At 48.3% G+C, this 21750-nt stretch carries 40 protein-coding genes; 39 read left to right on the forward strand and 1 reads right to left on the reverse strand.

Going from position 1 to position 21750, the window contains the following annotated elements; all coding sequences use genetic code 11:
- The 39 genes from LUCIF_RS00185 to LUCIF_RS00375 all read left to right on the forward strand — a co-directional run.
- A partial coding sequence (locus LUCIF_RS00185) for an EF-Tu C-terminal domain-related protein (RefSeq protein WP_503100500.1) occupies positions 1–263 on the forward strand: 263 nt, incomplete at its 5' end.
- 172 nt (positions 264–435) lie between these two features.
- Entirely contained in the window at positions 436–747 is a 312-nt protein-coding gene (gene rpsJ / locus LUCIF_RS00190) for a 30S ribosomal protein S10 (RefSeq protein WP_093796591.1), read from the forward strand.
- A 14-nt stretch (positions 748–761) separates the two neighbouring features.
- On the forward strand, positions 762–1403 hold the full coding sequence (gene rplC, locus LUCIF_RS00195) for a 50S ribosomal protein L3 (protein ID WP_122625862.1): 642 nt from the start codon (positions 762–764) through the stop codon (positions 1401–1403).
- A 51-nt stretch (positions 1404–1454) separates the two neighbouring features.
- Positions 1455–2081, forward strand: a complete 627-nt coding sequence (gene rplD / locus LUCIF_RS00200) for a 50S ribosomal protein L4 (RefSeq protein ID WP_122625863.1) — start codon at positions 1455–1457, stop codon at positions 2079–2081.
- A 5-nt stretch (positions 2082–2086) separates the two neighbouring features.
- Positions 2087–2371, forward strand: a complete 285-nt coding sequence (gene rplW, locus LUCIF_RS00205; RefSeq protein ID WP_122625996.1) for a 50S ribosomal protein L23 — start codon at positions 2087–2089, stop codon at positions 2369–2371.
- 30 nt (positions 2372–2401) lie between these two features.
- The gene (gene rplB / locus LUCIF_RS00210; protein ID WP_122625864.1) at positions 2402–3229 is read left to right on the forward strand and encodes a 50S ribosomal protein L2; all 828 of its coding nucleotides are present in this window, start codon (positions 2402–2404) and stop codon (positions 3227–3229) included.
- A 26-nt stretch (positions 3230–3255) separates the two neighbouring features.
- Entirely contained in the window at positions 3256–3540 is a 285-nt protein-coding gene (gene rpsS / locus LUCIF_RS00215) for a 30S ribosomal protein S19 (protein ID WP_122625865.1), read from the forward strand.
- Between the two features lie 20 nt (positions 3541–3560).
- Positions 3561–3893 carry a 50S ribosomal protein L22 gene (rplV, locus tag LUCIF_RS00220; protein ID WP_122625866.1) on the forward strand — a complete coding sequence of 111 codons (333 nt, stop codon included), beginning with the start codon at positions 3561–3563 and terminating at the stop codon, positions 3891–3893.
- 29 nt (positions 3894–3922) lie between these two features.
- Positions 3923–4591, forward strand: a complete 669-nt coding sequence (gene rpsC / locus LUCIF_RS00225; RefSeq protein ID WP_122625867.1) for a 30S ribosomal protein S3 — start codon at positions 3923–3925, stop codon at positions 4589–4591.
- A complete protein-coding gene (gene rplP, locus LUCIF_RS00230; protein ID WP_122625868.1) occupies positions 4591–5043 on the forward strand; it encodes a 50S ribosomal protein L16 in 453 nt (150 codons plus the stop codon). The genes rpsC and rplP overlap by 1 nt, the downstream gene beginning before the upstream one ends.
- On the forward strand, positions 5033–5236 hold the full coding sequence (rpmC, locus tag LUCIF_RS00235; RefSeq protein ID WP_122625869.1) for a 50S ribosomal protein L29: 204 nt from the start codon (positions 5033–5035) through the stop codon (positions 5234–5236). Before rplP ends, rpmC begins: the two co-directional genes overlap by 11 nt.
- A gap of 20 nt (positions 5237–5256) precedes the next feature.
- On the forward strand, positions 5257–5514 hold the full coding sequence (gene rpsQ / locus LUCIF_RS00240; protein WP_122625870.1) for a 30S ribosomal protein S17: 258 nt from the start codon (positions 5257–5259) through the stop codon (positions 5512–5514).
- Positions 5515–5547: 33 nt separating this feature from the next.
- Positions 5548–5916: a 50S ribosomal protein L14 gene (gene rplN, locus LUCIF_RS00245; RefSeq protein WP_122625871.1), complete on the forward strand. Its 369-nt coding sequence runs from the start codon at positions 5548–5550 to the stop codon at positions 5914–5916.
- An 18-nt stretch (positions 5917–5934) separates the two neighbouring features.
- The gene (gene rplX / locus LUCIF_RS00250; protein ID WP_122625872.1) at positions 5935–6273 is read left to right on the forward strand and encodes a 50S ribosomal protein L24; all 339 of its coding nucleotides are present in this window, start codon (positions 5935–5937) and stop codon (positions 6271–6273) included.
- Between the two features lie 25 nt (positions 6274–6298).
- On the forward strand, positions 6299–6838 hold the full coding sequence (gene rplE / locus LUCIF_RS00255; RefSeq protein WP_122625873.1) for a 50S ribosomal protein L5: 540 nt from the start codon (positions 6299–6301) through the stop codon (positions 6836–6838).
- Positions 6839–6853: 15 nt separating this feature from the next.
- Positions 6854–7039 carry a type Z 30S ribosomal protein S14 gene (locus LUCIF_RS00260; RefSeq protein ID WP_122625874.1) on the forward strand — a complete coding sequence of 62 codons (186 nt, stop codon included), beginning with the start codon at positions 6854–6856 and terminating at the stop codon, positions 7037–7039.
- A gap of 26 nt (positions 7040–7065) precedes the next feature.
- Complete coding sequence (rpsH, locus tag LUCIF_RS00265; RefSeq protein ID WP_122625875.1) at positions 7066–7464, forward strand: 30S ribosomal protein S8; 399 nt, start codon at positions 7066–7068, stop codon at positions 7462–7464.
- A gap of 24 nt (positions 7465–7488) precedes the next feature.
- Complete coding sequence (gene rplF / locus LUCIF_RS00270; protein WP_122625876.1) at positions 7489–8037, forward strand: 50S ribosomal protein L6; 549 nt, start codon at positions 7489–7491, stop codon at positions 8035–8037.
- A gap of 17 nt (positions 8038–8054) precedes the next feature.
- Entirely contained in the window at positions 8055–8432 is a 378-nt protein-coding gene (gene rplR / locus LUCIF_RS00275; RefSeq protein WP_442404338.1) for a 50S ribosomal protein L18, read from the forward strand.
- Between the two features lie 18 nt (positions 8433–8450).
- The gene (gene rpsE / locus LUCIF_RS00280; protein WP_122625878.1) at positions 8451–8951 is read left to right on the forward strand and encodes a 30S ribosomal protein S5; all 501 of its coding nucleotides are present in this window, start codon (positions 8451–8453) and stop codon (positions 8949–8951) included.
- A 12-nt stretch (positions 8952–8963) separates the two neighbouring features.
- Entirely contained in the window at positions 8964–9149 is a 186-nt protein-coding gene (gene rpmD / locus LUCIF_RS00285; RefSeq protein WP_122625879.1) for a 50S ribosomal protein L30, read from the forward strand.
- Positions 9150–9165: 16 nt separating this feature from the next.
- Positions 9166–9606, forward strand: a complete 441-nt coding sequence (gene rplO, locus LUCIF_RS00290; protein ID WP_122625880.1) for a 50S ribosomal protein L15 — start codon at positions 9166–9168, stop codon at positions 9604–9606.
- Complete coding sequence (gene secY, locus LUCIF_RS00295) at positions 9607–10863, forward strand: preprotein translocase subunit SecY (protein ID WP_122625881.1); 1257 nt, start codon at positions 9607–9609, stop codon at positions 10861–10863.
- 13 nt (positions 10864–10876) lie between these two features.
- Positions 10877–11530 (forward strand): adenylate kinase, encoded by a 654-nt coding sequence (locus LUCIF_RS00300; RefSeq protein ID WP_122625882.1) that lies wholly within the window; start codon positions 10877–10879, stop codon positions 11528–11530.
- On the forward strand, positions 11527–12273 hold the full coding sequence (gene map / locus LUCIF_RS00305) for a type I methionyl aminopeptidase (protein WP_122625883.1): 747 nt from the start codon (positions 11527–11529) through the stop codon (positions 12271–12273). Before LUCIF_RS00300 ends, map begins: the two co-directional genes overlap by 4 nt.
- A gap of 64 nt (positions 12274–12337) precedes the next feature.
- Positions 12338–12556, forward strand: a complete 219-nt coding sequence (gene infA, locus LUCIF_RS00310; RefSeq protein WP_091748077.1) for a translation initiation factor IF-1 — start codon at positions 12338–12340, stop codon at positions 12554–12556.
- A 50-nt stretch (positions 12557–12606) separates the two neighbouring features.
- Positions 12607–12720, forward strand: coding sequence for a 50S ribosomal protein L36 (gene rpmJ / locus LUCIF_RS00315; protein WP_004092858.1), 114 nt, complete (start codon positions 12607–12609; stop codon positions 12718–12720).
- 15 nt (positions 12721–12735) lie between these two features.
- Positions 12736–13107: a 30S ribosomal protein S13 gene (gene rpsM, locus LUCIF_RS00320; RefSeq protein WP_122625884.1), complete on the forward strand. Its 372-nt coding sequence runs from the start codon at positions 12736–12738 to the stop codon at positions 13105–13107.
- A gap of 17 nt (positions 13108–13124) precedes the next feature.
- The gene (gene rpsK, locus LUCIF_RS00325; protein ID WP_122625885.1) at positions 13125–13517 is read left to right on the forward strand and encodes a 30S ribosomal protein S11; all 393 of its coding nucleotides are present in this window, start codon (positions 13125–13127) and stop codon (positions 13515–13517) included.
- Positions 13518–13541: 24 nt separating this feature from the next.
- A complete protein-coding gene (gene rpsD / locus LUCIF_RS00330) occupies positions 13542–14168 on the forward strand; it encodes a 30S ribosomal protein S4 (protein ID WP_122625886.1) in 627 nt (208 codons plus the stop codon).
- Between the two features lie 63 nt (positions 14169–14231).
- Positions 14232–15191 carry a DNA-directed RNA polymerase subunit alpha gene (locus tag LUCIF_RS00335; protein WP_122625887.1) on the forward strand — a complete coding sequence of 320 codons (960 nt, stop codon included), beginning with the start codon at positions 14232–14234 and terminating at the stop codon, positions 15189–15191.
- Positions 15192–15206: 15 nt separating this feature from the next.
- Positions 15207–15545 carry a 50S ribosomal protein L17 gene (gene rplQ, locus LUCIF_RS00340; protein WP_122625888.1) on the forward strand — a complete coding sequence of 113 codons (339 nt, stop codon included), beginning with the start codon at positions 15207–15209 and terminating at the stop codon, positions 15543–15545.
- Positions 15546–15674: 129 nt separating this feature from the next.
- Entirely contained in the window at positions 15675–16508 is an 834-nt protein-coding gene (locus tag LUCIF_RS00345; RefSeq protein WP_122625889.1) for an energy-coupling factor transporter ATPase, read from the forward strand.
- Positions 16499–17365, forward strand: coding sequence for an energy-coupling factor transporter ATPase (locus LUCIF_RS00350; protein ID WP_122625890.1), 867 nt, complete (start codon positions 16499–16501; stop codon positions 17363–17365). Before LUCIF_RS00345 ends, LUCIF_RS00350 begins: the two co-directional genes overlap by 10 nt.
- Complete coding sequence (locus LUCIF_RS00355; RefSeq protein ID WP_122625891.1) at positions 17359–18159, forward strand: energy-coupling factor transporter transmembrane component T family protein; 801 nt, start codon at positions 17359–17361, stop codon at positions 18157–18159. Before LUCIF_RS00350 ends, LUCIF_RS00355 begins: the two co-directional genes overlap by 7 nt.
- A gap of 25 nt (positions 18160–18184) precedes the next feature.
- Entirely contained in the window at positions 18185–18919 is a 735-nt protein-coding gene (gene truA / locus LUCIF_RS00360) for a tRNA pseudouridine(38-40) synthase TruA (RefSeq protein WP_122625892.1), read from the forward strand.
- A gap of 159 nt (positions 18920–19078) precedes the next feature.
- Positions 19079–19519: a 50S ribosomal protein L13 gene (rplM, locus tag LUCIF_RS00365; RefSeq protein ID WP_122625893.1), complete on the forward strand. Its 441-nt coding sequence runs from the start codon at positions 19079–19081 to the stop codon at positions 19517–19519.
- A gap of 23 nt (positions 19520–19542) precedes the next feature.
- Entirely contained in the window at positions 19543–19935 is a 393-nt protein-coding gene (gene rpsI, locus LUCIF_RS00370; RefSeq protein WP_122625894.1) for a 30S ribosomal protein S9, read from the forward strand.
- Between the two features lie 136 nt (positions 19936–20071).
- Entirely contained in the window at positions 20072–20803 is a 732-nt protein-coding gene (locus tag LUCIF_RS00375) for an AAA family ATPase (protein ID WP_243638619.1), read from the forward strand.
- A gap of 39 nt (positions 20804–20842) precedes the next feature.
- On the opposite strand, the gene LUCIF_RS00380 is transcribed toward LUCIF_RS00375, so the two are convergent.
- Positions 20843–21631, reverse strand: a complete 789-nt coding sequence (locus LUCIF_RS00380; RefSeq protein WP_122625895.1) for a transglycosylase domain-containing protein — start codon at positions 21629–21631, stop codon at positions 20843–20845.
- Positions 21632–21750: the final 119 nt, after the last annotated feature.

A 21750-nucleotide genomic window follows, 5' to 3' on the forward strand; every position in this document is an offset into this window, starting at 1 on the left:
AAGTATACGTACTGTCGAAGGAAGAAGGAGGCCGTCATACGCCGTTCTTCAATGGATACCGTCCGCAGTTCTACTTCCGGACGACGGACGTGACCGGAGTGGTAACGCTGCCGGAGGGAGTAGAAATGGTAATGCCTGGCGACAACATTCAGATGGCAATCGAACTGATTACGCCGATTGCCATTGAAGAGGGCCTGCGTTTTGCTATCCGCGAAGGCGGCCGTACGGTTGGCGCCGGTGTTGTAACCGCTATCAATGCGTAGAATAGGTTTTAATCTGGTATGGGCGGCCTAATGGGTCGCCCCTTGCCAGGGTTTTTAGGCCGGATGGGGATTCGGCCGCAAGCGATGACGCGGAAGGTTGCCTTTGTTAAGAAGGGGAAATTTCCGCGGAGAATGTCCGTTCAGAGAAACTGGGCGATAAGGAGGAAACACAATGGCCAAACAGCAAAAAATCAGAATTCGCCTCAAAGCGTATGACCACAAAGCGCTTGACCAAAGCGCCGTTAAAATTGTTGAAACTGCCAAAAGAACCGGAGCAATGGTTTCCGGCCCTATTCCACTTCCCACCGAGAAGAATATTTTCACGATTCTACGTTCACCCCATGTCAATAAAGACTCCCGGGAACAATTCGAAATGCGCACTCATAAACGTCTTATTGACATCCTGGAGCCGACCCCGAAGACGGTGGACGCCTTGATGCGTCTTGATCTTCCGGCTGGTGTGGACATAGAGATCAAGCTGTAGGAGGAGGTGCAATAATGGCTAAAGGAATTTTAGGAAAAAAACTGGGTATGACGCAAATCTTTACACCGGAAGGGAAATTGCTTCCTGTTACTGTGGTGGAAGCGGGACAATGTGTTGTCCTGCTGAATCGAACCGTTGAAAATGATGGCTATAACGCAGTGCAATTGGGTGTAGGCACTGTTAAAGATAAAAAAGTGACCAAGCCGATGAAAGGGCATTTTGCAAAAGCCGGCGTGAAACCTGTTAAATTTATCCGCGAAATGCGCCTGCCCGGAGCATCTGATTATACGGTCGGTCAAGTGGTCGGACCGGATGTTTTCAGCGACGGCGAAGTAGTTGACGTAACCGGCACCGCAAAAGGAAAAGGCTTTGCCGGCGGAATTAAGCGTCACAATTTTAAACGCGGACCGATGGCTCACGGTTCCAAATCACATCGCGAACCTGGTTCTATAGGACCCAGAATGAGTGGCGGCGGCGGTAAAGTATTTAAAGGAAAAAAACTCCCTGGTCGAATGGGTGGGCATAAAGTTACTGTGCAGCGTCTGAGCATCGCCAGAGTGGATGCAGCCCGCAACCTGATTTTGATCAAAGGTGCTATTCCCGGACCCAAAGGCAGCTATGTTGTCATTCGGAATACGGTTAAACCGGGAAAATAGAGCCGTGTGTTCGGGCGGTAAACTTCGAACATCGAAAGGAGGACGTGTTATATGCCTAAAGTAGCAGTATATGATATTAACGGCGCACAAACCGGTGATATCGAGTTAAACGATAATGTATTTGGCGTAGAAATTAATGACGCTTTGGTGCATCAGGCGGTTGTTATGCAACTGGCCAACCAGCGGTTGGGCACAGCGGCTACCAAAACCAGAGGCCTGGTACGCGGTGGCGGCAGAAAACCATGGAAACAAAAAGGTACCGGCCGGGCCCGGTCCGGTAGCATTCGTTCCCCGTTATGGGTGGGCGGTGGCACCGTATTTGGTCCTCAACCCCGCAGTTATGCCTTTACCATGCCGCGTAAAGCTCGCCGGCTGGCAATTAAATCGGCGCTGACAGCCAAAGTGCAAAATGGAAATTTGGTAGTACTGGAAGACGTTCAGTTCGCCGAACCGAAGACGAAAAATGTGGTAAAAATGCTGGATAATCTCCAGTCGACTGATAATAAGAACCTTATTGTGGTTGCCAATGTGGACGACAATCTGAAAAAATCGGCGCGTAATATTCCGGGCGTAAAGACGATCGACAATTTAGGGCTGAATGTATACGACATTTTGTATCATGATAAAGTGTTTGTTACCAAAGATGCGGTTGCCCGGATTGAGGAGGTGCTGGCGTAATGGCAGTGAATCCGCGTGATGTATTGATCCGCCCGCTAATTACCGAAAAAGCTACCAGTCTGATGCAAGAAAATAAATATACCTTTGTTGTAGCGCCGAAAGCCAATAAAGTGGAAATTCGCCAAGCTGTGGAACAAATCTTCAAAGTAAAAGTTTTGGCGGTAAACACCATCCGGGTAATGGGGAAAACCAAACGGATGGGTCGCTTCGAAGGCAAGCGCCCGGACTATAAAAAAGCCATTGTGAAGTTGGCTCCCGGCGAGCGTATTGAATTCTTTGAAGGTGTATAATCGTAGGCTTCAAGAAAAGGAGGGACACCAATGCCTGTAAAAAGTTTTAAACCCTATGCTCCGGGAAGACGGTTCATGACTGTGGCCGACTTTTCCGATATTACGGCGGACCGGCCGGAACGTTCGCTTGTTGAACGCTTACAGAAACATGCCGGACGTAATCAGCAGGGGCGCCTGACCGTTAGGCATCAAGGCGGCGGCCATAAACGTCTTTATAGAATTATTGATTTCAAACGGAATAAGGACAATGTTCCGGCCAAGGTTGCAACCATCGAATACGACCCCAACCGTTCGGCCCGTATTGCTCTGCTCCACTATGTAGACGGGGAAAAGCGTTATATTTTGGCACCGAACGGATTAAATGTCGGTGATGTTATCATGAGCGGTCCCGAGGCCGATATTAAAGTGGGCAACGCACTGCCGATCCTCAAGATTCCGGTAGGTACCATGCTCCATAATATTGAACTGAAAATCGGCAAAGGCGGTCAATTAGTCCGTTCAGCCGGTGCCGGTGCTCAATTGATGGCTAAGGAAGGCGACTATGCACTCCTGCGGCTGCCATCGGGCGAGCTCCGCAAGGTACATGTTAACTGTAAAGCAACAATCGGCCAGGTAGGTAATCTGGAACATGAAAATATCTCTATTGGTAAAGCCGGTCGTTCCCGCTGGATGGGTATTCGTCCTGCCAACCGCGGTGTAGCCATGAACCCGATTGACCATCCGCATGGCGGTGGTGAAGGACGTTCGCCTGTCGGTCGGAAGCATCCGGTCACACCTTGGGGCAAACATGCGATGGGAGCGAAGACCCGCCGCAATAAATCTTCAGATAAGATGATTGTAAAAAGACGGACGAAATAACCGGCTAGAGAAGGGAGGCTAATCAAGTGTCCAGATCCATAAAAAAAGGACCTTACGTTCATGAAAGTCTGTTGAAAAAGATTGATGCCATGAATGAAAAGAACGATAAAAAGGTTATTAAGACCTGGTCGCGCAGTTCTACCATCCTTCCGTCCTTTGTGGGACATACCATTGCCGTGCATGATGGACGCAAACATGTACCGGTTTATATTACGGAAGACATGGTTGGACATAAACTGGGCGAATTTGCCGTGACCCGGACTTTCAAAGGTCACGGTTCGCATACTGAACGGTCGACATCACTTAAATAGTATCGAGAGGGGGGTTACGAATGGAAGCTAAGGCAATTGCCACGCATGTTCGCATTGCGCCCCGCAAAATCCGGATTGTAATTGATCTAATCCGTGGTAAAAGCGTGGGAGAAGCGTTTGCGATTTTAAAACACACCCCTAAAATAGGGAGTGAAGTCGTGGAAAAGGTGCTCAAGTCGGCTGTCGCCAATGCCGAGCACAATTATGATATGAACTCCGATAAATTGTATGTTGCTGCTGCTTACGTTGATCAAGGCCCGACCCTGAAGCGTATTCATCCGCGCTCCCGTGGTCAGGCATTCAAAATTTTGAAACGGACCAGTCACGTAACGGTTGTCGTTGACGAAAGATAACGAGCGAAAGGCAAAGGAGGGAAATTGTAGTGGGTCAAAAAGTTAATCCGCATGGTCTTCGTCTCGGTATCATTAAAACTTGGGATGCTAAGTGGTATGCCGATAAAGATTATGCTGCAAATTTACATGAGGATATCAAAATCCGTAAGTATTTGAAAGAAAAGCTCTTTGCAACCGGAATCTCCCGGATTGAAATTGAACGGGCGGCTAACCGGATCAAAGTGACGATTTCCACGGCGAAGCCCGGCATGGTGATCGGTCGTGGCGGCTCCGGCATCGAAGAAATTAAAAGAGGTTTGAAAAAACTGACTGATAAACAGATTGATGTAAGCATTGCGGAAGTGAAACAGCCGGAACTCAATGCCACCTTAGTGGCGGAGAACATTGCCGCGCAGTTGGAAAAGCGGATTGCATTCCGTCGTGCCATGAAACAGTCTGTAACCCGGACTATGCGTATGGGCGCAAAGGGAATTAAAGTAATGGTTGGCGGCCGCTTGGGCGGAGCGGAAATAGCCCGGTCGGAGGGATACAGAGAAGGGAGTATTCCCTTGCATACACTGCGGGCCGACATTGATTATGGTACTGCCGAAGCCCACACGACCTACGGCCGTATTGGCGTAAAGGTGTGGATATATAAAGGTGAGGTTCTGCCGGAAGCTAAAAAGACCGCTGCCGTTACCGAAGGGAGCGAGAAATAATGCTGATTCCGAAAAGAGTAAAGCACCGGAAACAATTTCGCGGCCGTATGAAGGGTAAGGCAAACCGCGGCAATAAAGTGGCTCATGGCGAATACGGACTGGCGGCGCTGGAGCCGGCTTGGATTACCAACCGTCAAATCGAAGCAGCCCGTATTGCGATGACGCGTTTTATCAAACGGGGCGGCCAAGTTTGGATTAAAATATTTCCCGATAAGCCGATTACTGCGAAACCCGCTGAAACCCGTATGGGTAGCGGCAAAGGATCGCCGGAGTATTGGGTTGCTGTTGTAAAGCCGGGCCGGGTTATGTTTGAACTGGCCGGCGTTCCGGAAGAAGTGGCGCGTGAAGCCATGCGTTTGGCGGCGCACAAACTTCCTATTAAAACGAGGTTTGTCAAACGGGAAGAAACAGTCAATGAGCAAGAAGTGGGTGGTGAAGTAGATGAAGGTTAAAGATGTTCGTGAATTAAGTGCAGCAGAGCTCGAACAGAAAGTCGCCGGACTCAAGGATGAGCTGTTTAACCTGAGATTTCAACTTGCTACCGGACAACTGGAAAACCCGATGCGGATCCGCGAAGTCAAAAAAAGCATCGCCCGCATTAAAACCATCCAGCGTGAGCGTGAACTGAAAGCCGATCAAGCGTGACGGGAAGGAGGCTATAGGACGTGACCGAAAGAAACGAGCGTAAAATTCGTATTGGTAAAGTGGTCAGCGATAAAATGCAGAAAACAGTGGTAGTGGCTGTGGAACGCCTGGTACAACATCCACTGTATGGTAAAGCAGTTAAAGAGACTGTGAAGTTTAAAGCCCATGACGAGAATAACGAAAGTCATATTGGGGATACCGTAAAAATTATGGAAACTCGTCCATTGTCTAAAGACAAACGCTGGAGAGTCGTTGAAATTGTTGAAAAAGCAAAATAAAGTGACTCCCAGTATCGTAAAGGAGGGATAAGGATGATTCAACAACAGACCATACTGAATGTTGCTGATAATACCGGTGCGAAACAAATCATGTGTATTCGGGTACTGGGCGGTTCTTACCGCAAATATGCCAATATCGGCGACGTGATTGTTGCAGCAGTGAAAGATGCTTCTCCTGGCGGAGTAGTGAAAAAAGGCGATGTCGTCAAGGCTGTTGTGGTACGTTCGCAAAAAGGCCTGCGCCGTCAAGACGGTTCCTATATCCGCTTTGATGAAAATGCCGCAGTTGTAATAAAAGAAGATAAAAGCCCCAGAGGCACGCGTATCTTTGGTCCGGTAGCGAGAGAATTGCGGGAAAAAGATTTTATGAAGATTATCTCGCTAGCACCGGAAGTAATCTAGTTTAAGGGGGTGTCCGGATTGGCAGAGACGAAGAAACTACACGTCAGAAAAGGCGATACGGTAGTTGTATTGTCCGGCAAGGACAAGGGCAAAAAAGGCAAAGTCATAGAAGCATTGCCGAAAAAAGCGAAGGTTGTTGTTGAAGGTGTAAACAAAGTTAAGCGCCACACCAAAGCAAGTCAGAAAGTGCCCCAAGGCGGCATTGTGGTAAAGGAAGCACCTCTCGCATCCTCCAAGGTTATGCTGGTATGCCCGGAATGTGACAAACCGACCCGCATTCAAAAGACAGCACTGGCCAGTGGAACGAAGGTGCGTGTTTGTAAAAAATGCGGTGAATTTATTGATAAAGACAAGTAATCTCGCGGAAAGGAGGTAACTCTACGTGGCCAGATTAAAAGATAAATATTATAATGATGTAGCCAAAGCGTTAATGGAAAAGTTTGGCTATCAAAATGTGATGGAAATTCCTAAAGTGGAAAAAGTCATTCTCAATATGGGCGTGGGCGAAGCAGTCGGCAATCCGAAAGTTTTAGATGCAGCAGTCAATGATATGACCCTTATTGCCGGCCAAAAGCCGGTAGTAACACGGGCGAAAAAATCCATTGCTGCTTTTAAAATCCGTGAAGGTATGCCGATCGGGGCCAAAGTTACCCTGCGTGGTGAGCGGATGTATGAGTTTCTGGATAAACTGCTTAATGTTACGCTGCCGCGGGTACGTGACTTCCGGGGCGTGAGTCCCCGCTCTTTTGATGGCCGGGGTAATTACACGATGGGCGTGAAAGAACAGTTGATTTTCCCGGAAATTGAGTACGATAAAGTGGATAAAATCCGGGGTATGGATATTATCATTGTTACGACTGCCAAAACGGATGAAGAAGCACGGGAACTGCTCAAATTAATGGGTATGCCCTTTAGTGCGTAAAAAGGAGGGACACTTGTGGCCAAAAAGGCTTTAATTGAAAAATGGAGTCATGCACCCAAATTTAAAGTACGCCGTTACAATCGTTGCAAAATTTGCGGTCGCCCCCATGGGTATATGCGCAAGTTTGAAATGTGCCGGATTTGTTTTCGAGAATTAAGCTACAAAGGGGCCATTCCAGGGGTCACCAAAGCTAGCTGGTAGATGAACAGGAAGGGGGTTATGTTCAAATGGTAATGACCGATCCTATTGCTGATATGCTAACCCGTATTCGCAATGCCAACTCGGTTTATCATGATAAAGTTGAGATTCCTGCCTCCAAAATGAAGCAGGCTGTCGCTCAGATATTGAAAAATGAAGGCTTTATCAAAGATTTCGAGATGATTGCCGATAACAAGCAGGGGATATTGCGGATTAGTTTAAAATATGGTGCAAATCGTGAAAAAGTAATTACCGGCATCAAACGGATTTCTAAGCCCGGTTTGCGTGTATATGCTAAGAAAGAGCAATTGCCGCGTGTTTTAGGTGGTTTGGGTATAGCGATTATATCCACGTCGAAGGGCATTATGACGGATAAGCAAGCCCGCAGAGATGCGCTGGGCGGCGAAGTGCTGGCCTACGTTTGGTAGTCTTTCAGAACAGGAGGTGGAAATATGTCGAGAATTGGTAGAATGCCGATTACCGTACCGCAAGGCGTAACAGTTACTATTAGCGGCAATGTGGTGGCGGTAAAAGGACCCAAGGGCGAACTTTCTCGTATGATTCATAAAGATATGATTGTTGAAAAAGAAAACGATACGATTCTGGTTAAGCGTCCTTCCGATAACAAGGAACATAGGTCGTTGCACGGATTGACCCGGACACTGATCGATAACATGATAACGGGGGTAACCAAAGGATTTTCCAAAACTTTGGAAATTGCCGGTGTTGGCTATCGCGCAGCGAAGGCAGGCACCAAAGTCAATTTGACGCTTGGTTTTTCCCACCCCGTGGAAGTGGAGCCACCCAAAGGAATTACGCTGGATGTGCCGGCGCCGAATAGAATCGTTGTTTCCGGCATTGATAAAGAGGCTGTTGGCGAATTGGCGGCGAAAATTCGCGGTTATAGAGAGCCTGAACCTTATAAAGGCAAGGGAATCAAGTACGAAGGTGAAGTGATCCGCCGTAAAGTCGGTAAGGCAGGCGGTAAAGGTAAGAAGTAGGATGTTAACGGAAAGGAGTGAATACCTTGCTTCGTAAAGAGGTAAAAAATAAGTCCCGTCAAAAACGGCATTTACGAGTGCGGAAAACCGTGACTGGCACAGCCGAAAGACCACGCTTGAATGTTTTTCGCAGTCTAAATCATATTTACGCTCAAATCATTGACGACCAGGCAGGAAAAACGCTTGTTGCAGCCAGTACGATGGATAAAGAAATTGGCGCCGGTGTAAAATACGGCGGTAATATTGAAGCGGCTAAACTGGTAGGGGCGGCCATTGCCAAACGGGCAACGGCAAAAGGAATCAGCAAAGTGGTTTTTGACCGCGGCGGTTACATCTATCACGGCAGAGTTGCGGCGCTGGCTGAGGCCGCACGTGAAGCAGGGCTTGAATTCTAGAAAGAAGGAGGGAACGAAATGGCCAGAATTGACTACTCAACTCTTGAACTTAAAGAGAAAGTCGTTTTCATAAACAGGGTTGCCAAAGTCGTAAAAGGCGGCCGGCGTTTTTCTTTTAGCGCGCTGGTAGTTGTTGGCGACGAAAACGGTCACGTCGGCGTAGGACTTGGCAAAGCCGCCGAAGTACCGGAGGCAATTCGCAAAGGTGTGGAAGACGCGAAAAAGAATTTAATCAAAGTTCCATTGGTAGGCACTACCATCCCACATGAGATTATCGGCGAATTTGGTGCCGGTAAAGTGCTTCTGAAGCCTGCTGCGGAAGGTACCGGAGTTATTGCCGGCGGCCCGGCACGTGCGGTATTGGAGCTTGCCGGAATTCACGACATTTTGACCAAGTCGCTTGGTTCTTCTAATGCCAACAATATGGTACGGGCGACCATCAGTGGGTTAGACCAGCTCAAGCGGGCAGAAAAAGTGGCAGAACTCCGCGGTAAGACCGTTCAGGAACTGTTGGGCTAAGGAGGGAACACGATGGCAAAACTCAAAATTACCCTGACCCGGAGTCTTATTGGCCGTCCGGAAGACCAACGCGCCACGGTAAAAGCTTTGGGCTTAGGTAAAACAAATAGTTCGGTTGTGCAGGATGATAATGCGGTGATTCGGGGAATGATCCGTAAAGTGGAACATCTTGTTAGTGTAATAGAAGTACAAGACTAGTAAGGAGGTGCTACTGATGAAATTGCACGAATTAGCTCCGGCGCCCGGTTCTAAGAGAGAACGCACGCGGGTTGGACGCGGACTCGGGTCGGGACTTGGCAAAACGGCCGGTAAGGGTCATAAAGGACAGAATGCCCGTGCTGGCGGCGGCGTTCGGCCAGGCTTTGAAGGCGGTCAGATGCCAATCTACAGAAGATTGCCCAAACGGGGATTCTTTAATAAATTTGGCAAAGATTATGTAGAACTGAATGTGGCCGTGCTGAACCGTTTCGAGAACGGCACAGTGATTGACCCCGTGGTTTTAGTAGAATACGGCGTAGTAAAAAATGTTCGTGACGGAGTGCGTATTCTGGGCAATGGCAGCCTGGAAAAGGCATTGACGGTGAAAGCCAATGGATTCACCAAGTCGGCCGTAGAAAAGATTGAGGCAGCCGGCGGAAAAGTTGAGGTGATCTAAGTGCTTGCAGCCCTGTCTAACATACTCAAGATTACTGAGCTCAGGCAAAAGATCGTTTTTACGCTGACTATGTTTTTAGTGTTCAGAGCGGGGGCGCACATCCCGGTACCGGGTGTGGATGTCAAGGTTATTGAACAACTATTTACTACCGGCAACTTGTTTGGTCTACTCGACTTGTTTTCCGGCGGAGCCTTAAGTAAGTTCTCAGTGTTTGCAATGAGTATTACGCCTTACATCAACGCATCGATTATCATGCAATTATTAACGGTCGTTGTGCCCAAGTTTGAACAATGGGCGAAGGAAGGCGAAGAAGGGCGGAAGAAAATCACCCAGATTACCCGTTACGGTACCGTTGTCCTCGGATTTATTCAGGCTATCGGTATGGCTTTCGGCCTGCGCGCGGCGATTATTCATCCGGGGATCGGGTCTATTCTGCTGATTGCTCTAACTCTTACGGCTGGGACTACTTTTCTCATGTGGTTAGGCGAACAGATTACGGAAAAAGGGATCGGCAACGGTATATCATTGATCATTTTTGCCGGTATTGTATCCCGGATGCCTAATGGTTTGTATGTTATTTATCAATATTTAACAGCAGGAACCATTAGTGTTTTTAACGTATTGCTTTTTGCGATTATTGCGGTAGTCATGATTGTGTTTGTAATTGCCATTCAACAAGGACAGCGCAAAATTCCAGTGCAATATGCCAAACGTGTTGTTGGCCGCAAAATGTACGGTGGTCATTCCACTCATATTCCGCTTAAAGTCAATCAAGCGGGTGTTATTCCGATAATCTTTGCGTCATCCGTGCTCATGTTTCCGGTGACCATTGCCCAGTTTATTAATGTTCCCTGGGTAAAAACAGTGGCAGGATGGTTTGCGTGGGGGACGCCGCTGCAGACTTCTCTGTATGCGCTCTTAATCATCTTCTTCACGTATTTCTATACTGCGGTTACCATGAACATATCGGATATGGCAGAGAACATGAAAAAATACGGTGGTTTCATTCCAGGACTGCGCCCGGGTAAACCGACCGCTGACTATTTGGATCGCGTTATGACCCGAATTACCCTTGCCGGATCTATCTTTCTGGCTTTAATTGCAATATTGCCGAACTTTGTTGTTTGGTTTACCAATATTCAGGGTGTTTATTTCGGCGGAACGGCTCTTCTGATCGTAGTCGGTGTGGCCCTTGATACAATGAAGCAGATTGAAGCGCTGGTACTAATGCGGCACTATCAAGGCTTCATGAAGTAAGGAGGTATCCATGATGCATATTCTGCTAATGGGACCGCCCGGCGCCGGAAAGGGTACCCAGGCGGCCAAACTGGTGGAGCAGTTTCAAATTCCCCATATCTCAACGGGAGATATGTTCCGGGCTGCTGTAAAAGAAGGCACGGAGCTCGGCAAGCAAGCCAAAAAATGCATGGACGCGGGACAACTGGTACCGGACAGCGTAACAATTGGTATTGTGAAAGAACGGTTAGCCAAGCCGGATTGCCAAAACGGGTTCATTCTGGATGGATTCCCCCGCACCATAGAACAGGCAAATGCCTTGGACCATACATTAAATGAACTGGAGATCAAAGTTGACCGGGTCGTTAACATCACGGTACCGTCCGGCGATCTTGTCAGCCGGATAACAGGACGACGCATCTGTAAAGGCTGCGGTGCTACTTATCATATACAGTTCAATTCTCCGGCAACGGAAGGTAAGTGTGATGAATGCGGCGGTGAGTTGTATCAGCGCGATGACGACCGGGAAGAAACGGTGACGAAACGTCTTACGGTATATACTTCGCAGACCCGGCCTTTAATTGAGTACTATCAGGATAAGGGGCTCTATACTGAAGTTGACGGACGCCAGCCGATTGATACTGTATTTGCTGCTATTGTTTCCAGCCTGCGAGGCGAAGCGGAATGATCATATTAAAATCCGCGAGGGAGATTAACTACTTGCGTGATGCCGGACATATTGTCACCAAAGCGCTGCAGGAAGTAAAAAAGGCTGTCAAGCCGGATGTTACGACACTGGAACTGGACCGGGTCGCCGAAGAATATATTGAAAGCTGTGGGGCAATTCCGGCTTTTAAGGGGTACCACGGTTTTCCCGGTAACATCTGTGCGTCCGTGAACGAAGAAGTGGTACACGGGATTCCCGGGTTAAGAAAGTTAAAAACTGGAGATAATGTTAGTATTGACATTGGGGCGGTAATTAATGGTTATAATGGGGACGCCGCCATTACCGTACCGGTTGGTGAAGTAGATGCCGAAGTACAGCACCTTCTGGATGTGACGGAAGAATCACTGTACCAAGGAATCGAGCAGGCTGTATTGGGCAACCGCCTTAGCGATATCTCGCATGCGATTCAGACTCACGCCGAGAAATATAATTATGGCGTAGTACGTGATTTCGTAGGCCATGGTATCGGCAGAAACATGCATGAAGACCCGCAGGTGCCGAACTATGGTCCCCCTGGCCGTGGCCCACGTTTGAAATCGGGGATGACATTAGCGATTGAACCAATGATTAACATGGGCACTCATGAAGTACGGACGTTGGACGATGGGTGGACGGTAGTCACAACTGACGGGAAACGGTCAGCCCATTTTGAACATACCATCGTTATTACGCCCGAAGGGCCGGAAATCCTGACCAAACTATGAAAGTACGGTCCCGTGCCATTGGCACATTTGATAATTTGTGAGAGCGGACGAGGAGGGAGATCCCGTGTCCAAGCAAGACGTGATTGAAGTTGAGGGTACGGTTGTGGAAGCGCTGCCCAATGCTATGTTTCAGGTAAAACTGGAAAATGGACATATCGTTTTGGCGCATGTTTCCGGTAAAATTCGTATGAATTTTATTCGTATATTGCCTGGCGACAAAGTGACTGTGGAGCTTACGCCTTATGATTTAAAGCGCGGCCGTATCACTTACCGTTTCAAATAGCATGCTCGAGGTCCGGTCGTTTTCGGACCCGTGAGAAGGAGGTTTTCAGTATGAAGGTAAGACCGTCGGTTAAGCCCATATGTGAAAAATGTAAGGTTATTAAACGCAAAGGACATGTAATGGTGATTTGCGAAAATCCCAAACATAAACAAAAACAAGGTTAGGGGGTGGATGATTAGATGGCACGTATTGCCGGTGTGGATTTACCACGCGATAAACGAATCGAAATTGCGTTGACATATATCTATGGTATTGGTCTTACGCTTTCGAAGGAAATACTGGCTGCGACCGGTATCAATCCTGATACGCGGACTCGTGATTTAACAGAAGAAGAAGTCTCCAAGCTGCGTGAAATTATTGATAAAAGTTACAAGGTGGAAGGAGACCTTCGCCGGGAAGAATCCTTAAATATCAAACGGCTGATCGAAATCGGCTCCTATCGGGGCAGACGGCATCGTATGGGTTTGCCGGTTCGTGGTCAACGTACCAAAACCAATGCCCGTAGCCGTAAAGGACCGAAGAAAACGGTTGGCGCCAAACGGAAAAAGTAGTAAAGGAGGGATAACGCTTGGCTACAAAAAAAGCTGTAAGACCGAAACGGAAAGAACGTAAAAATATAGAACATGGGGTAGCTCATATTCGCTCCACGTTTAATAACACAATCGTCACCATTACCGACACGAAGGGAAATGCTCTTTCCTGGGCAAGTGCCGGGGGAATGGGTTTTAGAGGTTCAAGAAAAAGTACGCCTTTCGCGGCCCAAATGGCAGCGGAACAAGCTGCTAAAGCGGCTATGGAACATGGTCTGAAAGAAATTGAGGTATTTGTTAAAGGACCGGGGGCTGGCCGGGAAGCTGCCATCCGCTCATTGCAGGCAGCCGGTTTGGAGGTCAATATGATCAAAGATGTGACTCCCATTCCTCATAATGGTTGCCGTCCGCCTAAGCGCAGAAGAGTATAAGATTTCGGGAGGTGTTACACGTAAATGGCGAGATATATAGGACCTGTTTGCAGACAGTGCCGCCGGGAAGGAGTCAAGCTCTACCTCAAAGGCGACAGATGCTATAGTGATAAATGCGCGTTTAGTAAACGCGGCTATGCTCCTGGCCAACACGGCCAGGGCCGTAAAAAAGTTTCGGAATATGGTATCCAATTGCGGGAAAAACAGAAAGCCCGCCGTATTTACGGTGTTTTGGAACGCCAGTTCCGGGCCTATTTTGACAAGGCTGAGCGCCAAAAGGGCGTTACCGGTGAGAACTTGCTGGTACTCTTGGAGAGACGCCTGGATAATGTCGTGTACCGTCTGGGGTTTGCCAACAGCCGGACTCAGGCAAGACAATTGGTTCGCCATGGCCATTTTACGGTGAATGGCCGTAAAGTCAACATTCCGTCGTACCTGATCAAAGCGGGTGACGTAATTCAAGTTCCTGAGTCCAGCAAAGAATCACCGCTGATTAAAGAAATTGCAGAAGGCCTTAGTCAGAAAACCACTCCGGCCTGGCTGGAAATGTCAGCGCAGGACATGAACGGTAAAGTGGTACGCTACCCCACCAGGGAGGAAATTGACATTCCGATCCAAGAGCATTTAATTATTGAATTGTACTCGAGATAATGTACCCTCAACCGTGGAGATGGCGTGACTTAGGAGTTTCGCAAATGAGGAGGGTTTTTCCGGATGATCGAAATCGAAAAACCGAAGATTGAGATAGTGGAAATCAGTGAAGACAACCGGTATGGAAAATTTGTTTGGGAACCGTTGGAGAGAGGATATGGCATAACCCTGGGTAACAGCCTGCGGCGCGTGCTGTTGTCTTCTCTTTCCGGAGCCGCTGTTACCTCCGTCAAAATTGACGGTGTGCTTCATGAGTTTTCTACTATTCCAGGTGTTCGGGAAGACGTAACCGACGTAATTTTGAATTTAAAAGAACTGTGTCTGAAAATGCACAGTGACGAACCGAAAGTCTTGCGAATAGAGGCTCTGGGAGAGGCTGAAGTCACGGCAGGGGATATTATCGTTAGCCCCGATGTAGAGGTTTTGAATCCCGAACTGCACCTAGCGACCGTCGGTACCGGCGGTTCGTTAAAAATGGAAATCACCGTGGAACGTGGCCGTGGTTATGTGCCGGCCGACAAAAATAAAAAGTCCGACCATACCATCGGCGTCATTCCGGTTGATTCCATTTTTTCACCGGTCGTAAAAGTAAACTATGCTGTTACCGATACCCGGGTAGGGAATGTAACAGACTATGATAAGCTTACCTTGGAGGTCTGGACGGATGGCAGTGTCCGCCCGGAAGAGGCGGTTAGCAAGGCGGCCGGCATTATGGTGGCTCATTTGAAGCTGTTCCAGAATATGGCCGGTACGCCGGTTGAGGAAGAAGGCACAGAAGGCACTTTTGCCGAACAGCCTGAAGACGGTACCGCCAAAACGATGGAAATGACCATTGAAGACCTGGATCTGTCGGTACGTTCCTATAACTGCTTAAAACGGGCCGGAATCAATACGGTAGCAGAGCTGGTTCAGAAAACCGAGGAAGACATGATGAAGGTACGCAACCTCGGCCGCAAGTCATTGGAAGAAGTGAAGAAAAAACTGATTGAATTAGGGTTATCACTGGCCGAAATTGAGGAGTAAGAGGGGGGAAGACGTATGGCCTACAGAAAGTTAGGACGTGACAGTAGCGCGCGGAAAGCGCTATTTCGCAGTATCTTAACTTCCTTCTTTGAATACGAGCGTATTGAAACTACGGAGGCTAAGGCAAAGGAAATCAGTGGTCTGGCTGATAAAATGGTTACCCTGGCTAAACGGGGAGATTTGCATGCACGCCGTCAGGTTTTATCATACCTCATGGATGAAGAAGTCACGAAAAAACTGTTTGACACGATTGCACCCAAGTATGCTGACCGCAACGGCGGATACACGCGGATTATGAAACTGGGTCCGCGCCGCGGCGATGCTGCACCGATGGCAATATTGGAATTAGTGTAACGGAAGTGAAGGGGGCGACCTGCATAAGTTGGTCGCCCTTGCTGTATTTTGGCATCTGCTTGATCTCTCAGGAGAATTCTTATCGAGTGACGGAGGCCTGCGAAAAGCAGGATAAAAAGAGGTAACAATATGCAGGAATTTATAAAAATGGAAGATCTGTGTCATGCTTATACAAGTTATGAAGGAAATCAAGTCGTGGCACTTGACCATATAAACCTGTCGGTTGCCAAGGGCGAATTTGTCGCTGTAATCGGCGCCAACGGCTCCGGCAAATCAACGCTGGCCAAACACTTAAACGCCCTGCTGCTGCCTACGTCGGGAACCTGTCATATTAAGGGCCATGACACGGCGGTAATAGAAAATCTGTGGGCGGTCCGGCAGACAGTGGGAATGGTATTTCAAAATCCCGACAATCAGATCGTAGCAGCGGTTGTCGAGGAGGATGTGGCCTTTGGTCCGGAAAACCTTGGCATTGAGCCGGCTGCTATTCAAAAGCGGGTAAGCGAAGCGCTGGCGGCTGTGGATATGGAAGCCTACCGGCATCACGCGCCCCATCTTTTATCGGGGGGACAAAAACAGCGGATCGCCATCGCCGGTGTATTAGCTATGCAGTCTGAATGCCTGGTGCTTGACGAGCCAACGGCCATGCTCGACCCGCAGGGACGGCTGGAAGTGCTGCAGGCTGTCAAAAGACTGAATCAGGAGCAGGGAATTACGGTCATTTACATTACTCATTTTATGGAAGAAGCCCTGGCCGCCGACCGGGTGATTGTAATGGAGGGCGGCAAAATTATTATGCAAGGAACGCCGGTTACTATTTTCAGCCAGGTAGCCTATTTGAAAAGTCTGGGGCTCGATGTTCCGGTCAGTGCCGAGGTTGGCTACTATCTGCGGCAGAATGGGCTCAAACTGCCCGATTCCATTATTACCGATGAGGAATTGGTGGTGGCTCTATGTCCATAGTACTTAAAAATGTTACCTATACTTATATGCCGGGAACGCCGTTTGAAAAAGTGGCTTTAAAGGGGATCAATCTGGAAATCAGCCAGGGAGAATTTGTTGGCATTATTGGTCATACGGGCTCCGGCAAATCGACGCTGGTTCAGCACTTGAACGGATTGCTGAAACCAACGGCGGGGGAAGTGACGGTGGAAGGCGTCAGCCTCCAGGGCAAGGACGCTGCTGCCAAGAATATCCGCCGTAAAGTCGGCATGGTGTTCCAATATCCGGAGCATCAATTGTTTGAAGAAACTGTGTTTGAGGACATTGCTTTCGGTCCCCGGAACCTCGGTTGTCCGGAAGACGTTGTGACCGACAGGGTAAAGCGGGCTATGGAATTTGTCAAGCTGGATTTTGAACTGTTTAGCAAACGCTCGCCTTTTCATTTAAGCGGGGGACAAATGCGGCGGGTGGCCATTGCGGGAGTTATTGCTCTGGAACCGGAATATCTGGTGCTGGACGAGCCGTCGGCCGGATTGGACCCGCGGGGGCGGGAGGAAATTTTCAGTCAGATTTTACAATTGTACCAAAGCGCAGGAATCACGGTGATTCTTGTTTCCCATAACATGGAGGACATCGCCCGGATGGCCAACCGCCTGATCGTCATGCACCAGGGTTCTGTCCGGCTTGACGGGGAACCGCTCTTTATTTTTCAGAACTATGCCGATGTTTTGACTGAATGCGGCGTCGCCATGCCGCAAGTGACCAGACTATTGACTAAATTAAAGCAGAAAGGCCTTGCCGTAGCGAACCGGGCTGCCACCCCGGAACAAGCGGCCAGGGAGATTCTGCAGGCTTTGGGGAGGGGAGCCGCATGCTGACGGATATTACGCTGGGGCAGTATTTTCCCGGCAATTCCTTTGTTCACCGGCTGGATCCCCGTACTAAGATTATTGCCACCATTCTTTTTATCAGCAGTATTTTTCTGGCGGAACGGTACCTTGCCTATGGGCTTTTAGCCGGATATGTAGTTTTAATCACGCTGGTTTCCAGGATTCCGTTCCGGTTTGTTCTCCGGTCTATACGGCCGCTGTGGTTTATTATTCTGTTGACCTTAGGCATTCATATTTTTATGACCCCGGGGAAAATAGTTTACACATTCGGACCGTTGATTGCAACGATGGAGGGAATTCGGCAGGGGTTATTAATGGCCTTCAGGCTGGTACTGCTGATTGTCGTTTCCTCTCTGCTGACCTTTACCACGTCACCCATTGCCCTGACCGACGGGATTGAGCAACTGCTGAATCCTTTCCGGCGCTTTGGGCTGCCGGCGCATGAACTGGCTATGATGATGACTATTGCCCTGCGATTCATCCCCACTCTGCTGGAGGAAACAGACCGCATTATGAAGGCGCAGATGGCCCGGGGCGCCGATTTCGGCTCGGGCAACATTTTTAAGCGCGCCAAAAATATGGTGCCTCTATTGGTCCCCCTGTTTATCAGCGCGTTTCGCCGGGCCGACGAACTGGCTACGGCAATGGAAGCCCGCTGCTACCGGGGCGGTGAAAACCGGACGCGGATGAAAGAACTGCAGCTTGCCGGCCGGGATTGGCTTGCCGCATTCACCCTGATTCTCATAATCGGCCTGCTGGGGTATTTACGCTATGGCGGCTGACAAGGAGGGGCGGTATTGCTGAGCCATGAAAAACCTGAAACTGATTTTGGCCTATGATGGCACGGCTTATCACGGATTTCAGCGGCAAGCCAATGCACTGACTGTTCAGCAGGTAGTGGAGGAGCGCTTGGCGAGGATTTTCGGCCATAAAATAACCTTGACCGGAGCCGCCCGGACCGATGCTGGCGTGCATGCCTACGGCCAAGTAGTCAACTTTTATACCGGCGGGTCGATTCCCGTGGAGCGGATTCCGGCAGCGGCACAAGGATTGCTGCCGCGAGACATTGTTGTTTGTTCGGCCGAGGAAGTCGACGCAGATTTCCACGCGCGCTACAATGCTAAAAGCAAGATTTATCAATATAAAATTTATACCGGTCCAATAGCGGATCCCTTCCTGCGCAATTATGCCTGGCACATTACCCGGCCGCTCTGTGTCGACACTATGGACCGCGTTGTTTCCCAGGTGAAAGGCACCCATGACTTTTCCGCTTTTAGAGCGGCGGGCAGTGCGCCGGTGAATCCGGTGCGGACGATCCTGGACGCAGCGTGCCGGAACAATGGGAGTATGATTGAGATTATGTTTTGGGGCACCGGCTTTTTATATCACATGGTTCGCAATTTAGTGGGCACACTGATTGATGTAGGAACAGGCAAAATTACGGTGGATGACTTTGCTGCTATCCTGGCCGCCAAAGACCGGAATGCTGCCGGTATGACCGCTCCGCCGCAGGGACTTTTTCTTCAACGGATATTTTATTAAAAAAAGTTTCATTTATAAGGATTAATCCTTGACATTGACAAGCCAGTTTATTACAATTACTTTATGAGATTTGTGCCATGAATTCCATTAGCCCCGGAGCTCAAGGACAACAAAATCGACCAACTGGATCATGTACGCTGTGAGACAAGGAGGGATATGATGAAAACCACATATATGGCAAAAGCTGCCGATATAGAGCGCAAGTGGTATGTTATCGACGCAGAAGGCAAAACGCTGGGACGTTTGGCTGCCGAAGCCGCTAAAATTCTGCGTGGTAAAAATAAACCGATTTTTACACCGCATGTGGATACGGGTGATCATGTAATCATCGTTAACGCCGATAAGGTTGTTTTGACCGGTAAAAAACTGATTCAAAAAACCTATTTCCGTCATTCCGGCTATCCCGGCGGAACTACTTTTACAACGGCCGGCAAAATGCTGGCTGAAAAGCCGGAACGAGTGCTGGAACTGGCAATTAAAGGCATGTTGCCCAAGAATACGCTGGGCCGCCAAATGTACCGCAAGCTGAAAGTATACCGTGGTGCAGAGCATCCGCATGCTGCGCAGCAACCGGAAAAATTGGAAATTGATGTGAGATAATCACCGGAAAGGAGGAACATAGAATGGCATTGGTTAGCTACTATGGCACAGGCCGTAGAAAAACCTCGGTTGCCAGAGTTCGTCTGGTTCCGGGAGAAGGTAATATTGTTGTCAATAACCGTCAGCTGCTTGATTATTTCGGATTGAAAACTCTGGAACTGATCATTAAACAACCGCTGAATGTGACGGAGACTCTTGGCAAATATGATGTTCTGGCAAAAGTGGAAGGTGGCGGTCCGTCCGGTCAGGCCGGCGCAATCCGTCATGGCATCGCCCGCGCTCTCTTGAAGGTGGATGCGGAATATCGTCCTTCCTTAAAGAAAGCCGGTCTTTTGACCCGCGACCCGCGAGAAAAGGAACGCCGCAAATACGGTCTTAAAAAAGCCCGGAAAGCATCGCAGTTCTCCAAACGTTAATTTGGAAAAAACGAACCCGTACAAACTCAATGTTTGTACGGGTTTTTACTTTGTTAAGAACATGTAAAAACATATGAATTTTATTTGCTGGTGACAAACTAGTGACGAAGGAATTATGACAAGGAGGAAAATTATTTTGGTTTTGCCAATGACAGGACAATATTTACGGGCAATAAAATTATTGCGGAATGAAATAGGGGAAAATAGTAGATCTTATCCATTTTCCTTGCCGATTTTCTCCAAATTTGACGAATTAGAATTTGATTCCTGTGTAACGATTATTGTTGGAGAAAATGGAGCAGGAAAATCAACCTTATTGGAAGCGATTGCTGTGGCATGGGGATTTAATCCGGAAGGTGGAACCCGTGATATGAAATTTACAACACAAGATACTCATTCCAATTTGTATGAATATATCCGCCTGATAAAAGGGGTAAAAAAGCCGAATGATGGATATTTCTTAAGAGCAGAAAGTTTTTATAATGTGGCAACTCAGGCAGATAATTATGGCGTTAGTGATTATTATGGGGGATCGCTGCATTTAAAGTCCCATGGAGAAGCTTTTTTTGCAACTTTGATGAATAAATTTAGGGGAAAGGGATTTTATCTTTTAGATGAACCGGAAGCGGCCTTGTCGCCAATGCGTCAAATGGCGATACTATCAAGAATCCATGAATTGGTCGAGAATGAGTCACAATTTATTATTGCAACGCATTCGCCAATTATTATGGCATACCCCGGGGCAAAAATATTACAATTATCAGATAACGGTATAGAAGCTATTGAATATGAAGATACAGAACATTATAGAATTACTAAGCAATTTATTAATAATCGTGAAAGTATATTAAAAGTGTTAATGGAATAAAAGTGAAAATCGCAAGCCGCTTTAAAGCGGTCTTGCTTTTTACTGCCGGGCCAGTTTTAAAGGGGCAACTCTGGCCTCCTGGGCCAAAGAGGGTCCGATATAGCCATTGCGCACCATGGCGGCAAGAACGACGGCTTGGCGCTGTTTGGCCGCTGCATAATTGACATAAGGAGAATATATAGAGGGTGCATTCGGCAAGCCGGCCAGGAGAGCGCACTCGGCCAGGTTAAGAGATGACGGCGGTTTGGCAAAATAAATATGGGAAGCGGGACCAATCCCATAAGCATTGGACCCGAAATAGATGGTGTTTAAGTACATTTCCAAAATTTCGTCTTTGGAATAATGCAGCTCCATATCTAAGGCCAGAAGCACTTCCTCCAGTTTTCGGCCCATCGTTTGTTCCTGTGAGAGGAATAAATTTTTTACCAGCTGCTGGGTAATTGTGCTGCCGCCTTCCAGAACGCTGCCGGTTTGCAGATTGACTAGAGCGGCCCGGAAAATTCCTTCCATATCGAGGCCGAAATGATGGTAAAACCGGTTGTCTTCCACGGCGATTACGGCCTGTTGGAGAGGCAGCGGAATATTTTTAAGCGGCACATAATCTTTTTTAGCCGGCGCCAATTTAGCCGCTACGGCTTTCTTAAAAAAAATAATCCGGTAGAGGCGGCTGCCGAACGTGGCGGCATGCCCGGAAACAGTCAAAGTTTGCTGCAGGGGAAGGTCGGATTTGAAGGAAGTCGCGGCAGGTAAAATCGCATTGCCGCCGGCCCACCAGAATGATGCAAAAAATAAAATCACCAGCAAGATAATCAATCGGTGAAACCGCATAGATGCCTCCTTTTAGTTTCTATTCATGCTTCTATTCTATCCTACTTGTCCCAATTTGGCTAGAGTTGGCAGCCCTGTATTTCCGGCATAGGATACCGTTGACGGGCATATGGTTAAAC

This window comes from Allolucifera butyrica (genome assembly GCF_900476375.1).
GTDB lineage: Bacteria > Bacillota > Negativicutes > Sporomusales > UPPP01 > Lucifera > Lucifera butyrica.

Bases quoted from the DNA above. Each gene is read 5' to 3' on its own strand.
- rpsJ (WP_093796591.1), top strand. From the start codon at position 436: ATGGCCAAACAGCAAAAAATCAGAATTCGCCTCAAAGCGTATGACCAC.
- rplC (WP_122625862.1), top strand. From the start codon at position 762: ATGGCTAAAGGAATTTTAGGAAAAAAACTGGGTATGACGCAAATCTTT.
- rplD (WP_122625863.1), top strand. From the start codon at position 1,455: ATGCCTAAAGTAGCAGTATATGATATTAACGGCGCACAAACCGGTGAT.
- rplB (WP_122625864.1), top strand. From the start codon at position 2,402: ATGCCTGTAAAAAGTTTTAAACCCTATGCTCCGGGAAGACGGTTCATG.
- rplV (WP_122625866.1), top strand. From the start codon at position 3,561: ATGGAAGCTAAGGCAATTGCCACGCATGTTCGCATTGCGCCCCGCAAA.
- rplP (WP_122625868.1), top strand. From the start codon at position 4,591: ATGCTGATTCCGAAAAGAGTAAAGCACCGGAAACAATTTCGCGGCCGT.
- rpmC (WP_122625869.1), top strand. From the start codon at position 5,033: ATGAAGGTTAAAGATGTTCGTGAATTAAGTGCAGCAGAGCTCGAACAG.
- rplN (WP_122625871.1), top strand. From the start codon at position 5,548: ATGATTCAACAACAGACCATACTGAATGTTGCTGATAATACCGGTGCG.
- rpsH (WP_122625875.1), top strand. From the start codon at position 7,066: ATGGTAATGACCGATCCTATTGCTGATATGCTAACCCGTATTCGCAAT.
- rplF (WP_122625876.1), top strand. From the start codon at position 7,489: ATGTCGAGAATTGGTAGAATGCCGATTACCGTACCGCAAGGCGTAACA.
- rpsE (WP_122625878.1), top strand. From the start codon at position 8,451: ATGGCCAGAATTGACTACTCAACTCTTGAACTTAAAGAGAAAGTCGTT.
- rpmD (WP_122625879.1), top strand. From the start codon at position 8,964: ATGGCAAAACTCAAAATTACCCTGACCCGGAGTCTTATTGGCCGTCCG.
- rplO (WP_122625880.1), top strand. From the start codon at position 9,166: ATGAAATTGCACGAATTAGCTCCGGCGCCCGGTTCTAAGAGAGAACGC.
- LUCIF_RS00300 (WP_122625882.1), top strand. From the start codon at position 10,877: ATGCATATTCTGCTAATGGGACCGCCCGGCGCCGGAAAGGGTACCCAG.
- map (WP_122625883.1), top strand. From the start codon at position 11,527: ATGATCATATTAAAATCCGCGAGGGAGATTAACTACTTGCGTGATGCC.
- rpmJ (WP_004092858.1), top strand. From the start codon at position 12,607: ATGAAGGTAAGACCGTCGGTTAAGCCCATATGTGAAAAATGTAAGGTT.
- rpsM (WP_122625884.1), top strand. From the start codon at position 12,736: ATGGCACGTATTGCCGGTGTGGATTTACCACGCGATAAACGAATCGAA.
- rpsD (WP_122625886.1), top strand. From the start codon at position 13,542: ATGGCGAGATATATAGGACCTGTTTGCAGACAGTGCCGCCGGGAAGGA.
- LUCIF_RS00335 (WP_122625887.1), top strand. From the start codon at position 14,232: ATGATCGAAATCGAAAAACCGAAGATTGAGATAGTGGAAATCAGTGAA.
- rplQ (WP_122625888.1), top strand. From the start codon at position 15,207: ATGGCCTACAGAAAGTTAGGACGTGACAGTAGCGCGCGGAAAGCGCTA.
- LUCIF_RS00345 (WP_122625889.1), top strand. From the start codon at position 15,675: ATGCAGGAATTTATAAAAATGGAAGATCTGTGTCATGCTTATACAAGT.
- LUCIF_RS00350 (WP_122625890.1), top strand. From the start codon at position 16,499: ATGTCCATAGTACTTAAAAATGTTACCTATACTTATATGCCGGGAACG.
- LUCIF_RS00355 (WP_122625891.1), top strand. From the start codon at position 17,359: ATGCTGACGGATATTACGCTGGGGCAGTATTTTCCCGGCAATTCCTTT.
- truA (WP_122625892.1), top strand. From the start codon at position 18,185: ATGAAAAACCTGAAACTGATTTTGGCCTATGATGGCACGGCTTATCAC.
- rplM (WP_122625893.1), top strand. From the start codon at position 19,079: ATGAAAACCACATATATGGCAAAAGCTGCCGATATAGAGCGCAAGTGG.
- rpsI (WP_122625894.1), top strand. From the start codon at position 19,543: ATGGCATTGGTTAGCTACTATGGCACAGGCCGTAGAAAAACCTCGGTT.
- LUCIF_RS00380 (WP_122625895.1), bottom strand. From the start codon at position 21,631: ATGCGGTTTCACCGATTGATTATCTTGCTGGTGATTTTATTTTTTGCA.